Origin of the sequence: Fictibacillus nanhaiensis, from assembly GCF_036213205.1 — a bacterium.
Lineage (GTDB): Bacteria > Bacillota > Bacilli > Bacillales > Fictibacillaceae > Fictibacillus > Fictibacillus nanhaiensis_E.
This window is the reverse complement of record NZ_JARMFC010000001.1, coordinates 336,740-350,815: the sequence shown is the minus strand read 5'-3', so window position 1 is coordinate 350,815 and position 14,076 is coordinate 336,740. Positions and strand designations below refer to the sequence as shown.

Here is a 14,076-nt window from a genome sequence, read left to right as displayed (position 1 = left end):
GGAGAAAACATGTCTAATACAGCAGAAAAACAAATTATTGGTGGAAGCTTTTTAATTGAAGACATTTCGGCAGCAGATATTTATACACCAGAGGATTTTTCTGAAGAACATTTGATGATCGCGAAGACTACGGAAGATTTTGTTGTGAAAGAAGTTGTACCTCAGCTTGAAAAGATGGAAGATCATGATTTTACCGTTTCACGAAAATTATTAACAAAAGCTGGAGAACTAGGTCTACTAGGTGCGGATGTACCTGAAGAATATGGTGGCTTAGGTCTAGATAAGATTTCTTCTTCACTCATCACTGAAAAGTTCGCACGCGGACGCGGCTTCTCGATCAGTTATGGAGCACACGTAGGAATCGGATCACTACCAATCGTTCTTTTCGGAAACGAAGAACAAAAGAAAAAGTACTTACCTGAACTTGCAACAGGTGAAAAAATTGCAGCTTACGCATTAACTGAGCCGGGTTCTGGATCTGATGCTCTTGGCGCAAGAACGACAGCAAAGCTTAATGCTGAAGGCACTCACTACGTATTGAATGGTGAGAAGCAGTGGATCACGAACTCTGCATTCGCTGACGTTTTTGTAGTATACGCAAAGATCGATGGTGAACAGTTTACAGCATTCATCGTTGAAAGAGATTATAAAGGCGTTTCCACAGGACCAGAAGAAAAGAAGATGGGAATTAAGAGCTCATCAACGCGTACTCTGATCCTAGAAGATGTAGAAGTACCAAAGGAAAATCTGTTATGGGAAGCAGGAAAAGGGCATCTGATCGCCTTTAACATCTTAAACATCGGTCGTTACAAGCTTGCGTTAGGATGTGTAGGAGCTGCCAAAAGAGCGTTTGAAGTATCTGTAAAATACGCAAACGAACGTCAACAGTTCAAGCGTAAGATCAGTTCTTTTAGCCTAATTCAAGAAAAGCTTGCGAACATGGCTGTTCAAACGTATGCAGCTGAGAGTTCTGTGTATCGTACGGTAGGTCTTTTTGAAAATCGTCTAGGAGCTTTGTCTGAAGAAAAGCAAAAAGACGGACGTGAATTAGCGAAAGCAATCGCAGAGTACGCGATCGAATGTTCACTGAACAAAGTATCAGCTTCAGAAGTGTTGGATTATGTAGTAGATGAAGGCGTTCAAATTCATGGTGGATACGGCTTCATGTCTGAATATGAGATTGAAGGTGCATACCGTGATTCTCGTATCAACCGAATCTTTGAAGGAACGAACGAGATCAACCGTTTGTTAGTACCTGGAACGCTTGTGAAAAAAGCGATGAAGAACGAGCTTCCGCTTATTCAAAAAGCAACTCAGCTTCAACAAGAGCTTATGATGTTAATGCCTGTTGAAGTAGGTACGGAAAGCTTGGATCAGGAAAAATACCTTGTTTCTATGGCTAAGAAAATTTTCTTGATGACAGCTGGATTAGCGGTTCAAAAGTTCGGGCCGAAGTTAGAGCAAGAGCAAGAAGTATTATCAAACTTAGCAGACATTATCAGTGAAGTGTACAACATGGAATCTGTTCTACTACGTACTGAAAAAGCAATCGAAAGATCTGGAGCTGAAAAGGCAAAACAAAAACTGTTATACACAGAGGTGTATTGTCAAGAAGCATTCAACCGCATTGAAGCTCATGCTAAAGAATCCATCATTGCTGTTGAAGAAGGCGACATGCTCCGCATGATGCTGTCCGCATTAAAGAAACTAACGCGCCACACACCAATTAATGTGATTAAGAAGAAGCGTGAACTTGCAGTTCAGCTTCTTGAAGAAGAACGCTATATCGTTTAATTGATCTGTATTTACGCTAACCTTCAAAATATCTTATCTTTCCCTCCTGCATTTGTAGGAGGGCTTTTTTTAGTAGGCTAATGTTGTAGTGGAAGCGGCTGATTTCTGTTCCGTGTGCTCGCTTTCCACGTGTTCGGTAGGAGACTCACGCCTTGCACTTCAATCAACTGTTACAGTAGATAAAAAAATGAATTTGGAAGCAATTTTCCTTAAAAAGATGCTTAACAAAGCAAGTTTTGATTTTATACATCGGAAAATGCCCAGATAAGGTGCAGTTTGGGGTGCCGAAGTGGATATCAGAGGATACCTAATAGGGTATGAAGGCGCATTCTAAAAACTGAATCCACAAAAAAGCGGCTTCAATCCACAAATATAGACAGTTTATCCACGAATTTTAGCACCCAATCCAAAAGTTTCGGCTGTTTATCCACGAGTCTACAATCCTCGACAATTGCCATGCCTGACTATACCCCCGATCTTTTAAAAGCTTGCGTCCTAAGAACAGAACTCTCGCTTTCATATACTTCACTGAACACATGACAACATCCTGATCAAACAAATTACCACCCGTGCAGAATTTCTTGTTTTATTGGTAACACTAGTTTGTGGTACTATGAGAAGGGGTGATATAATGCTACTGAAAGTGTATGAATATCCAAAATGCTCAACTTGTCAAAAAGCAAAAAAATGGCTAAAAGAAAACGATGTAGCCTTTGAGCCTATACATATTGTGGAGAACCCGCCTTCTGCTGATGAACTGAAGAAACTGATCGATCTAAGTGGTTTAGAGATCAAGAAGTTCTTTAATACGAGCGGAATGAAATATCGTGAGTTGGGTATGAAAGAGAAGATGAAAACGGCTACAGAAGAAGAATTGCTTGAAATTTTAGCAAGTGATGGCATGCTTATTAAAAGACCGATCGCAACAGATGGTAAGCAAGTCACAGTAGGATTTAAAGAAGATCAGTACGATAACACGTGGAAAAAATAAAAATGTTACTGACTATGATAAATCATTTATTGTAGTTATTATAAAACCAAGAAAAGCTGGAGGGATTACACATGGAATTTCCAAAAGAGTTACGCTATTCAGAAGAGCACGAGTGGACAAAAACAGAAGAAGGCAATAAAGTTCGTATCGGTATTACAGCATTTGCCCAAGACGAACTAGGAGATATCGTATTCGTTGAACTTCCTGAAGTTGGAGATGAACTTACTGCGGACGAGCCTTTCGGAAGCGTAGAATCTGTTAAGACTGTTTCTGAGTTATATGCGCCTGTTTCTGGAAAAGTTGTAGAAGTAAATGCAGACCTTGATGATAGCCCTGAACTTGTTAACGAGTCTCCATATGAAAAAGCTTGGATGGTTGTTGTAGAACTTTCAGATGCGTCTGAGGTTGAAAAGTTGATGACTGCTGAACAGTACGAAGAATTAATTAAAGAAGATTAATGAAATCAATCTCTTCAGGAAAGAATAGACATACTGCTATTCTTTTTTGGAGGGATTTTTTTATGGACCAAGATAGACGAGATGTTACAGCAAGAGTTTTTGGTAAGATGAAGGGTGGATCTATGTCCCTTTATTTGGACAAGGATGAGATTGGCCAGATTCGCTTTACAAATCAAGGGAACATGTATGAGATGGCTGAGGGTTTTGAATTTGATGCTGATAAGATATATAAACGTGAAAAGCCTGTAGAATTACCAAATCCGTCTAAGTATGTGGATGAGTGTGATAAAGGTTGGTGCTGATTTCAGCATCAAAAGAGGATGATGTCAAAGTGTTTATCTTGGCAATCATCCTCTTTTTGATTTTAATTTAGTTTGTTTCGTTCGGCACTTCCGCCTTTAGATCCGATTTTTTGATAAAAACTTTTATCTTGGTTTTGGGATGTGGCCGTACCGCCTTTCTTTCCGATTTCCTGATAAAACGTTTTATTATGAGTGCTAGAAGTAGAACTACCACCTTTTCTACCGATTTCTTGAAAGAAAGTTGTGCTATGTTTTTTTGATGTGGAGGTACCGCCTTTTTTTCCAATCTGTTGGTAGAATTCTTTTCCACGTAATTTGGATGTTTTCTCGCCACCTAATCTTCCTGCATCAGCTCGGCTCATTTTGGGTTCAGTTTTTGCCATATGATGACTCCTCCAATATTCGTTTTATGACTCCTAATTTCCCTTTTATTACAGGATGTCAAACACGTTTGAGGCGAATTAGTACAAAACGCATACACCGAATAGAAATAGGTAGGAAAATAGGAAAAAGGGGTATAGTAATAAAGAACATCTCTTGCAGGATTTTAATAAAATAAAGCAAATATATAATCTAAGCGATGCATTCATTTTATAGTCTTCAAAGTATAGGAGAGATGAGTAATGAATGAAATCAAAAACAAAGTAATCATTGTCGAAGGTAAATCTGATAAGGAGAAGTTAGCCGCAATCTTGGATGAACCGGTTGAAATTATTTGTACGAATGGAACTTTAGGTTTGGATAAATTAGAAGAGCTTGCATTAGCTATCGAAGACAGGGATGTTTATATCCTAGTCGATGCTGATGATGCTGGCCATAAACTAAGAAAACAACTGCAACGTGAATTACCTAATGCAGAGCATTTATATATTAATAAGATGTACAGAGAAGTTGCAAAAACCCCTCTAATGTACCTAGCGAAGGTATTGGTAGGTGCACACTTTAATATTCAAAAGAATTGTTTAGGATAAACCATGAAAAAGAATTGGTTGAGTCTAATAACTGCTTTTTGCATAGTGAGTGGTTGCAGTCCTTCAAATAAAGAGGAAGTAAAGACATCTTCTAAAGATATTATGAGCAAAAACTTAAATATTCCTTGGCAGATAAACAGCACCCCAAAACAAATGTGGATCAGTGAACGAACTGGGGGGCTTGTTTTACTAGGGCAAAAACAAAGTAAAACCTCTTATTCCCCAAAATTTTCAGAAGCAATAGCTGATGATGGGGAGGGAGGTTTTCTTGGCTTTCTATTAGATCCTAATTACGATCGCAATAAAAAAGCTTATGGATATTATACATATGAAAAGTCGAATCGTTTAGTTAATCGAATTGTTGAAATGCGTTTTCTAAATGAAGAATGGAAAGAAAGCAGAATCCTTCTAGACGATATTCCTGGTGGATACACGCATAATGGAGGAAGAATGGAATGGGGACCAGATCAAAAATTGTATATAACAACAGGGGATAGTGGGCAAGAAGAACTTTCCCAGAATATAAACAGTCTGGCTGGCAAAATTTTAAGAATGAATAAGGATGGTTCTGTTCCAGAAGATAACCCTTTCTACCCATCTCCAGTTTATACATACGGTCATCGTAACCCACAAGGAATGACATGGGGTGATAAAGGCACGATGTTTGCTGCTGAACATGGGTCATCTAACTATGATGAGATTAACAAAATTGCTCCAGGTAGGAATTACGGATGGCCGATTATTCGTGGTAACGAAAAAAAGCAAGGATTAGAATCACCTTGGATTCACTCTGGCAGTGAAACGTGGGCACCATCAGGCATCGATTATAAAAACGGGTATCTTTTTGTCGCAGCATTGCGAGGGGAAAGTGTTATGAAGGTCAGCACATCTACAAAAAAGATAACCACTATTGTTTCCAATAAAGGTCGAATTCGTGATATTCTTATTGATGATAATGAGATGTATGTAGTTACGAATAATAAAGATGGTAGAGGGCAGCCATCGAGCGATGATGATGTGTTGCTAAAAGTTTCACTAAAAAAAGTAATGGAGTAGTACCATGAAAGAGATCACTCGAAAAAATTGGAATACCGTTATCGAACAATCGTTGCAGAATCCGTACTTTATTTACCTTGAGACTCCACTATGTGGAACTTGTAAAATGGGGAAAAGAATGTTTGAGGTAGCAGTGGAAACGATACGTGTTCAAAAAGATGAAAATATAGCTGTAGGTGTGAGTAATATAAATGAGATGCCCGAGCTTGCATCCAAATATGGTGTAACAAGCGTACCATGTCTCCTCATTCTTTCTAGAGGAATTGCGATCGATCGCATATATGCACTTCAATCTGCAGGGAATATCTATAAATCCATGTTAAAACTAGTGGAAAAGGAATATAAAGGGTGAAAAAAATGTGGGATAAACCCCACATTTTTCATTTCATCGTCTAATTCTACAAAAAAACATATTTTTCGGGGGTTAAAACTCAAGAAAAATATGGGAATTTAATGTCGTCTACACGTCCTTTTGTAACAATAGAGGGTGTGTTTTTTTATTTTGAAATAACGCTGATGACTTTGGTAGAGGGGTTTATTAGGGAAAGTGTACAATTATCAGTTTGTTTTGCTAATTCAGTACTTTAACGATAACGTCACAAATGTTACGGACGCTGTAATATTGTTATAGAACTGTATCCTACAAATGTCAAAAGTCATGGTATAAATGAATAGGAGAGCTTGTTTGCATGTTTGCTCCCTAGCTTAATGTGGTAAATAAGAATGATTTTATTTTCAAATTAAAAATATCTGATTCACTAATAAACGAAACAAAACGCAAAGCAATTTTCTAACAGAGGTGATTTATAAACATGGCATCTTTAAATTTAAATGCAGTATTTCCTATTGCAAAAAATAAATTAACTAGCATTGAAGATAAAGTTCTAACGATCCAGGAAAGAGACGATGAGAAACTAAGAAACGAACTGATTGGTGATTACCAACCATTCATTAAAAAAGTAACATCAAAAGTTTGCAGTCAATATATAGATCGTACGATGGACGAGTTTAGTGTAGGTCTATTTGCCTTCAATGAAGCGATTGATCAGTACCAAGAAGGCCAAGGCAGCCGTTTTTTATCTTTTGCAGATATGGTAATCAGACGCCGTGTCATTGATTATATCCGTAAAGAAGTTCGTCAAAATAGACTAATTTTTCTTCAGCCAGATGAAGAGGATGAAGAAGGCCGTCTAGAAGAAAGTTATGCTGAACAAAAAGCTGCGATGGATCATTTTGAAGATCAGATTCAAGTTGAGAATCGTGTTTATGAGATTGAGGAATATCAGAAGTTATTAAAAACCTTTGGATTGAACTTTAAAGTGTTAAGTAAACATTGTCCTAAGCATGTGGATGCACGTGAAAATGCAAAAGAAATTGCTCGTCTTTTAGCTGAGAACGAAGAACTTGCCGCGTTTTTAAAAGAAAAAAAGCAATTGCCAATAAAAGATTTATTAAATATGGTATCCTGTAGTCGTAAAACCATAGAGAGAAATCGAAAGTATATAATAGCAGTATCACTTATATATTTAGGCGATTTTCAAGCGCTGAAATCATACATTCAGCCATAAGGTGAGGTAAATAAGATTACTTGGCAAGGGAATGGAATGTTCTCTTGCCTGTAATTATACTGATCCTGCTACATGCGGGAGGGATATCATTGAAGAACGGCAGCGGCATTGTTATTGAAGTTCAGAATAAAAAAGCAACTCTTCTCATGAAGGACGGAACCTTTGTTACAGTAAGAGTGCCAGCAGGGAAAAGGCCACTTATAGGTAACGAGTATCAGGCTTCTTATTTTTCAAATAAAAAAAGAAGTCTTTTTGTGCTGCCATCTATTTCATTTTCAGTTGTAGCATTAATTGCCTTTCTTTTTCTTTCAGGTTTAATGCCGAATAGCAGTCATTCTGCAGCGGCTGCTTATGTTAGTTTTGATATCAATCCAAGTCTAGAGGTTGGCGTAGACGATGAAATGCGAGTCGTTGAAATGGATGCTTTTAATGATGAAGCAAGAAAAATAATTAAAAAATATAATTTCTCAACAGAGGATCGTATGCCGTTTGAAGTATTTGCGGATCAACTGATCAAAGCTTATCAGAGAGAAGGCTATATGGAAGAGAATCAATCCATGCTTATCACCACAGTATCCGATAAATCCAGTGATAAGAAAACGAAGCAGGAATTGAATCATGCATTAGATTCAATTGTAAAAAAAGCTGTCGTTCAATACCCTGTAGCGATAACTGTTTCTGAAACGAACGAAGAGGTTCGAGATAAAGCGAAACAATTAGGTGTATCTTCAGGTAAATATACAGCATTCCAAGAAGCAACGAAGAACGATAAGCACCTTAAAGAAGAAAGAATTAAAGAAGTGAAGTTTCAAGAGCTTAAAGTGAACGCTACTTCTTCTAAAGATATTAAATCAGTGCCACATCCTCGTAAAATAAAGGCTACACCTCATGAGGTCAAGGTAAAGTCTGTGAAAAATCAAGGGAAAAAAGTGGACAACAAAAGCGTGGTTAAACCACTCCAGGAAAACGTGATGGAGCCTCAAAACAAAACGAATGAAAAACGTAATTATGAACAGCGTGGCAAAAGAAATGAACAAAATAACAATAAAAAGCATAAACAACAAAATGAGAAAAAAGTAGAACTTAAAATGATTAAGGACCCTGTCAGGTCACAAAACCATGACAGGGATAATAATCAGCATAAAGAGCATAGAAAAGAAAACAGACATCAAGATAAGAATCATAACAAGCAACAAAAGGGAAATGACCGTAATAAAAATGACCAGAGACAGCAATGGAATGAAGACTGGCACTCTAATGATAATCACAAGCGTTCTGAAAGTGAACATCGAAAGCAAGAAAAGAAACATAAGCACTAATTATGCGATAACGTGTCGTAATACCAATTACGATTCCTTGCTGCTGTCGAAGGGTTTATAAAGGTATATGAATATTCCTCTAGAATCGGTGAAGTAACAACCAATTCGGGGGGATTTTTTATGTTGGATATCCGTTACTTTGAAAGCCAAATAGCAAAAAGTCCGTATCTTTCTCTTTATAATATTCCGGTAAAGCCTAGTTTTAAATGCAAGGATGATACCACGCTCAAAATTGAATACAGAGAAGGAGAGCGGAATAGAACTGTCACTTTTACAGGAAATCCGAAATATCTATCCTTGTTGCTTGAGGGTAAAATGAAGTTGAGTACATTATTGAGACAAGAGATGATTGAGTTTCAAGGAACTCTCAGACAACGCTTAAAATGGGAGGCGATTTTTTACTTAAGTTCCCATTGGGAAGAGATCTCTGCTGGTGTACTCGTTCGAACTGCTAAAAATATTTGACATGAATCGACAAGGATGATAATATTCTTCACAGTGATTCAAAAATATGCATCGCTTTAACTTAATAAAGTAACACTTTTTACTTATCACGAGAGGTGGAGGGACTGGCCCTATGAAACCCGGCAACCGCTAGATCATTGCATTCTTATGAATGATGAACTAGAAAGGTGCCAATTCCTGCAAGACTTTAAGTAGTCTTGGGAGATGAGGAGAACGTGCATAGAATATTATATGCCTTTCTGCTCATATTGAAGCAGAGAGGCATTTTTTTGTTTGGTTGTTTTCTAAAAGAATTCCTTTTGGGTATTCTCTAAACTCATCTTTGAAAAGCTGATTGTAGTGGAAGGTGCGAGACTCCTGGGTGATCAGCGGGATAGGTGAGACACCTATAGTGCGAAGCATAGTGTGGCTCACCGCACGCGCCCCGGAAAGCGAGCAACCTGAAACGGAGATCAGCCACTTTCAAGAACAACATTGATTACTGAAAGAAAGCATTATTTTAGATAAGAAATGAGGTAAGAATCTTGATTAATTTACAGTCAGTCCGTAAAGTCTTTCAAACCAAAGATGGTGAAGTAAAGGCTGTTGATACGGTAGATTTAAACATAAAGCAAGGAGAGATATACGGAATCATCGGTTACAGTGGTGCAGGTAAAAGTACACTCATCCGCATCCTTAACATGCTAGAGCGTCCGACTAGCGGCACTGTTACCATTGGCGGCAAAAACATGTCTGAGCTGTCATCTAAAAAGTTAAGAGAAGCACGACAAGAAATTTCTATGATCTTTCAGCACTTTAACTTATTATGGTCTCGCACTGTAAGAGAAAACATTGCTTTTCCTCTTGAAATTGCGGGGTATCCAAAAGCTAAGATCAAACAGCGTGTTGATGAGCTGATCGACCTAGTTGGATTAGAAGGTCGTGGTGGTTCTTATCCATCACAACTAAGTGGCGGACAGAAGCAACGTGTAGGTATTGCGCGAGCTCTTGCTAATGAACCGAAAGTTCTTTTGTGTGATGAAGCAACTTCAGCACTTGACCCTAAAACAACTGACAGCATTCTTGACCTGCTTGTTGAGATCAACCAAAAATTAGATCTTACAATTGTTCTTATTACACATGAGATGCATGTTATCAGAAAGATTTGTCATCGTGTAGCGGTTATGGAGCAGGGGAAAGTTGTAGAAGAAGGCGATGTTCTAAGTGTCTTCAAAAACCCGAGAGAACCAATCACGAAGGATTTTGTGAAACAAGTAACAGAGCCTGAAGAAACAGTGGACACGATCAAACAGTTTATTTCTGAGTTTCCTGAGGGAAGAATCGTTCAACTAACTTTTATCGGTGGTCGAGCAGGACAGCCATTAATTACAGAATTGATTCGTAAGTATGAGGTGGATGTTAATATTCTTCAAGGAAAGATTACACAAACTCAGAATGGACCTTATGGGACGTTGTTCATTCAGATTAAAGGTACAGAATCTGCACTAGCTCGTGCAATGGAGTTTTTAAACAGTGTGCAGGTTGAAGTAGAGGTGATTCATAATGCTTAAGTCATGGTTCCCGAATGTTCAATGGGAAGTTCTATTTGAAGCAACAAATGAAACTTTATATATGTCAGCCATATCTGTGGTGATAACATTTTTCTTAGGACTAGCTCTTGGATTGGCGTTATTTCTAACTTCTCCTGGAAACTTGTGGGGAAATAAGTTTTTAAATAGCGTAATTGCCATAATCGTTAACGTTTTTCGATCGATTCCGTTTATTATCTTGATCATCTTATTGATTCCTTTTACACGATTAATCGTAGGAACGATGCTTGGAGCTGAGGCTGCACTTCCTGCTTTAATCGTAGGTGCTGCGCCATTTTATGCACGTATGGTAGAGATCGCTTTGAGAGAGATTAATAAAGGGGTAATCGAAGCAGCGAAATCGATGGGTGCTACAAACGCTCAGATTATTTTCAAAGTTCTTATTCCTGAGAGCACGCCAGCTCTTGTTTCAGGAATCACTGTAACCGCGATTGCACTCGTAAGTTACACAGCAATGGCTGGAGTTGTTGGTGCTGGTGGTTTAGGGAACTTGGCTTATATGGAAGGGTACCAAAGAGACAACGCTGATGTAACATTAGTTTCAACTGCACTTATCTTAGTCATCGTTTTCGTCATCCAATGGATCGGTGACCGCATAACAACAGCATTAGATAAGAGATAATGGTTTAGACAACAAGGAGGAAGTTCATATGAAAAAAGTTTTATCTGTTCTTGTATTAACCGTTCTTGTTGCAGCACTTGCTGCTTGTGGGAACAAAACTGAAGGCGGGATCAGCGACGAGAAGATCATTGTAGGTGCATCAAACGTACCACATGCTGAAATCTTAGAAGAAGCAAAACCGCTTTTGAAAGAAAAAGGTGTAGAACTTGAGATCAAAACATTCCAAGATTATGTACTACCTAACAAGTCTTTAGATGAAAAAGAAATCGGTGCGAACTACTTTCAGCACGTTCCTTATTTAGAGTCTCAAATGAAAGATCACGGATACAAATTCGAGAACGCAGGTGGCATTCACCTTGAGCCGATCGGAATCTATTCTAAAAAGTATAAATCACTAGATGAGCTTCCCGAAGGCGCAACAATCATCATGTCTAACTCTGTAGCAGATCATGGCCGTATGCTTGGCTTACTTGAAAAAGAAGGCTTGATTAAAGTTAAAGAAGGTGCTGGAGCAGAAGCACAAATTAAGGATGTAGTAGATAATCCTAAAAAGCTAAAATTCAAAGCTGATGTTGATGCAGGAATGCTGCCAAAAGCATATAAGAACGGTGAAGGTGATGCTGTTCTGATCAACACAAACTATGCTATCGATGCTGGATTAAACCCTCAAAAAGATTCGATTGCAATAGAAGGAACTGACTCTCCATTCGTAAACATCATCGCGGTGCGTGAAGGAGATAAAGATAAGAAATCTGTTAAAGCTCTAGTTGAAGTTTTACGTTCTAAAGAGATTCAAGATTTCATCAAGAAGAAATATGAAGGTGCAGTAGTGCCGGTAACGAAATAAAGCTTAAAAGAGACCTGACTTGATTTTTAAGTCAGGTCTCTTTTTTAGGAAAACGGTTTTTAGTCCTTCATCCTATTTTATAGGCCAAAAAATCCATTTATAGGCCCATAAAATCATTTTATGGGCTTTCAAATTTTTTTATAGTCCTTCAAAGTTATTTATAGGCTTTTCGACAAAAACTTACGAATATTTATTACATAACCGGCTTGCGAAAAACTCATACTAAACCTGTTTACTATTTTGACAGGAGTGAATGAAATGAAACAAGAAGAACAGCCGCTACCGGGATCGAATTCTACGCAATATCACCTAATCCGCTATAAAGAAGGCTTAGGGAAATATAATGAGAATATGCCTGAACTTACACATGCTTATAATGAATTTACACGCCATTGCTTTAAAGAAGGTGAAATCTCTGAGAAGTATAAGCAGTTGATCGCTTTAGGAATCAGCATCTATTCACAAGATGAGTATTGCATCATTTACCATACAAAAGGATGCTTAGATCAAGGGTGTTCAGAAAATGAAATCCTTGAGGCTGTTGGGGTTTCTGCTGCATTTGGCGGAGGAGCGGCTATGAGCCAAGGTGTGACCCTCGTTCAAGAATGCATTAAAGAATTAAATAACCCGCGTCATTAAAAGAAAGTCTAAAATCCACACTTTACATGTTTTAAAAATCATCCTAAAAGGTAATGGAAGTAATGTAGCGCATTTAGCAGGATAACACAGGAAGCCACATCTGTTTTCAATAGGAATCATCATGTGCCAGTATGTGGGGTGATTTCAATTGGATAACGGATTGAGCAAAATGAGTGATGCTGATACGCTATTAATGTTAACTAACTTTAACTTTGAAAGGATTGATTCATTATCCACCCCATTAAAGTAAAGCATACGTCCGAGATGGAAAAAGCAATGCACCAGTCACATGGCTGTGGTTTTGCAGAGTATGAGAGGGATTTGGAAAAACGATTAGATGTTGAGAAGGTCCGAGATAAGGAATACAAAGAAGGATTAAAAATAGCGACAGATGCAAACAGAATTCATACGCCGTAACATATGAAGATAAAAATACGAAAGGCTGATTTATGAGGTGGTTTACCACTTCATGAGTCAGCCTTTTTTTAAATATTGTGACTGATAAACAGATAATATGACAACAATGGAAAAGTAAACAGCTCGTTCCCTTGAACATACATTTCATTTGTTATAAGATTAGAATGAGAATAAATTGAGAATGGCTATTTTGTGCCTTTTATCAAAAATCTTGAGAATGATTTCTTAATGGAGGTTGTATTATGTCAGCACCTAATTTAAAGATTGAAGATCTTCGTGTATCTATTGAAGATAAAGAGATTATTAAAGGTTTAGATCTCGAAATAAATGGCGGAGAAATCCATGCGATCATGGGACCTAACGGAACAGGAAAGTCTACTCTTTCTGCAGCGTTAATGGGACACCCTAAATATGAAGTAACTTCTGGTAAAGTTACGTTCAACGGTGAAGATCTATTAGATATGGAAGTTGATGAGCGAGCACAAGCTGGTCTTTTCTTAGCTATGCAATACCCATCAGAAGTAAGCGGTATTACAAACGCTGATTTCCTTCGCTCAGCAATCAATGCAAAGCGTGAAGAAGGCGACGAAATTTCTCTAATGAAATTTATTCGTGAGTTAGATAAAAAGATGGATCACCTTGAGATGGACAATGCGTTCGCTCACCGTTACTTGAACGAAGGATTCTCTGGTGGAGAAAAGAAACGTAACGAGATTCTTCAAATGATGATGCTTGAGCCTAAATTAGCTATTCTTGATGAGATCGATTCAGGACTTGATATCGACGCTCTTAAAGTAGTAGCTAAAGGTGTTAACGAAATGCGCAGCCCTGATTTCGGTTGCTTGATTATCACTCACTACCAGCGTCTATTGAACTACATCACTCCAGATAAAGTACACGTGATGATGCAAGGACGTATCGTAAAATCTGGTGGACCAGAATTAGCTCAACGTTTAGAAGCGGAAGGGTACGACTGGATTAAAGAAGAGTTAGGAATTAAAGACGAAACTGTTGGTCAAGAAGCGTAAGCATTAAGGG

Annotated in this window: 17 protein-coding genes and 1 riboswitch; of the genes, 16 read left to right on the top strand and 1 reads right to left on the bottom strand. The window is 38.0% G+C overall.

Features of this window, described 5'->3' with window-relative positions:
* Positions 1–9 precede the first annotated feature (9 nt).
* The 4 genes from P4V41_RS01770 to P4V41_RS01755 all read left to right on the top strand — a co-directional run bounded on the left by P4V41_RS01770 (position 10) and on the right by P4V41_RS01755 (position 3,545).
* A complete protein-coding gene (locus P4V41_RS01770) occupies positions 10–1,794 on the top strand; it encodes an acyl-CoA dehydrogenase family protein (RefSeq protein WP_328083138.1) in 1,785 nt (594 codons plus the stop codon).
* 631 nt (positions 1,795–2,425) lie between these two features.
* Complete coding sequence (locus P4V41_RS01765) at positions 2,426–2,785, top strand: arsenate reductase family protein (RefSeq protein ID WP_328083136.1); 360 nt, start codon at positions 2,426–2,428, stop codon at positions 2,783–2,785.
* Between the two features lie 71 nt (positions 2,786–2,856).
* On the top strand, positions 2,857–3,243 hold the full coding sequence (gene gcvH / locus P4V41_RS01760; protein ID WP_066397386.1) for a glycine cleavage system protein GcvH: 387 nt from the start codon (positions 2,857–2,859) through the stop codon (positions 3,241–3,243).
* Between the two features lie 62 nt (positions 3,244–3,305).
* Positions 3,306–3,545, top strand: a complete 240-nt coding sequence (locus tag P4V41_RS01755; RefSeq protein WP_328083134.1) for a YusG family protein — start codon at positions 3,306–3,308, stop codon at positions 3,543–3,545.
* A gap of 62 nt (positions 3,546–3,607) precedes the next feature.
* Here P4V41_RS01755 and P4V41_RS01750 read toward each other — a convergent pair whose 3' ends face one another.
* Positions 3,608–3,928: a general stress protein gene (locus P4V41_RS01750; RefSeq protein ID WP_328083133.1), complete on the bottom strand. Its 321-nt coding sequence runs from the start codon at positions 3,926–3,928 to the stop codon at positions 3,608–3,610.
* Positions 3,929–4,168: 240 nt separating this feature from the next.
* Between P4V41_RS01750 and P4V41_RS01745 the strand changes: the two genes are divergently transcribed.
* From P4V41_RS01745 to sufC, 12 genes are all read left to right on the top strand, one after another.
* Positions 4,169–4,516 carry a toprim domain-containing protein gene (locus tag P4V41_RS01745; RefSeq protein WP_328083132.1) on the top strand — a complete coding sequence of 116 codons (348 nt, stop codon included), beginning with the start codon at positions 4,169–4,171 and terminating at the stop codon, positions 4,514–4,516.
* 3 nt (positions 4,517–4,519) lie between these two features.
* Positions 4,520–5,572, top strand: a complete 1,053-nt coding sequence (locus P4V41_RS01740) for a PQQ-dependent sugar dehydrogenase (RefSeq protein ID WP_328083131.1) — start codon at positions 4,520–4,522, stop codon at positions 5,570–5,572.
* Positions 5,573–5,576: 4 nt separating this feature from the next.
* Entirely contained in the window at positions 5,577–5,924 is a 348-nt protein-coding gene (locus P4V41_RS01735; protein ID WP_328083130.1) for a thioredoxin family protein, read from the top strand.
* A 460-nt stretch (positions 5,925–6,384) separates the two neighbouring features.
* Complete coding sequence (gene sigI, locus P4V41_RS01730; RefSeq protein ID WP_328083129.1) at positions 6,385–7,140, top strand: RNA polymerase sigma-I factor; 756 nt, start codon at positions 6,385–6,387, stop codon at positions 7,138–7,140.
* An 89-nt stretch (positions 7,141–7,229) separates the two neighbouring features.
* Positions 7,230–8,459, top strand: a complete 1,230-nt coding sequence (locus P4V41_RS01725; protein WP_328083128.1) for an anti-sigma-I factor RsgI family protein — start codon at positions 7,230–7,232, stop codon at positions 8,457–8,459.
* 120 nt (positions 8,460–8,579) lie between these two features.
* On the top strand, positions 8,580–8,924 hold the full coding sequence (locus P4V41_RS01720; RefSeq protein ID WP_205725442.1) for a hypothetical protein: 345 nt from the start codon (positions 8,580–8,582) through the stop codon (positions 8,922–8,924).
* An 80-nt stretch (positions 8,925–9,004) separates the two neighbouring features.
* A riboswitch (SAM riboswitch) is annotated at positions 9,005–9,135 on the top strand.
* Between the two features lie 313 nt (positions 9,136–9,448).
* Entirely contained in the window at positions 9,449–10,474 is a 1,026-nt protein-coding gene (locus P4V41_RS01715; RefSeq protein WP_328083127.1) for a methionine ABC transporter ATP-binding protein, read from the top strand.
* A complete protein-coding gene (locus P4V41_RS01710; RefSeq protein ID WP_328083126.1) occupies positions 10,467–11,135 on the top strand; it encodes a methionine ABC transporter permease in 669 nt (222 codons plus the stop codon). Before P4V41_RS01715 ends, P4V41_RS01710 begins: the two co-directional genes overlap by 8 nt.
* Before the next feature lie 28 nt (positions 11,136–11,163).
* On the top strand, positions 11,164–11,982 hold the full coding sequence (locus tag P4V41_RS01705) for a MetQ/NlpA family ABC transporter substrate-binding protein (protein WP_328083125.1): 819 nt from the start codon (positions 11,164–11,166) through the stop codon (positions 11,980–11,982).
* 258 nt (positions 11,983–12,240) lie between these two features.
* Entirely contained in the window at positions 12,241–12,621 is a 381-nt protein-coding gene (locus P4V41_RS01700; protein WP_197129588.1) for a carboxymuconolactone decarboxylase family protein, read from the top strand.
* A 276-nt stretch (positions 12,622–12,897) separates the two neighbouring features.
* The gene (locus tag P4V41_RS01695; protein WP_328083123.1) at positions 12,898–13,038 is read left to right on the top strand and encodes a hypothetical protein; all 141 of its coding nucleotides are present in this window, start codon (positions 12,898–12,900) and stop codon (positions 13,036–13,038) included.
* Between the two features lie 242 nt (positions 13,039–13,280).
* Positions 13,281–14,066, top strand: a complete 786-nt coding sequence (gene sufC, locus P4V41_RS01690) for a Fe-S cluster assembly ATPase SufC (RefSeq protein WP_066239016.1) — start codon at positions 13,281–13,283, stop codon at positions 14,064–14,066.
* Positions 14,067–14,076: the final 10 nt, after the last annotated feature.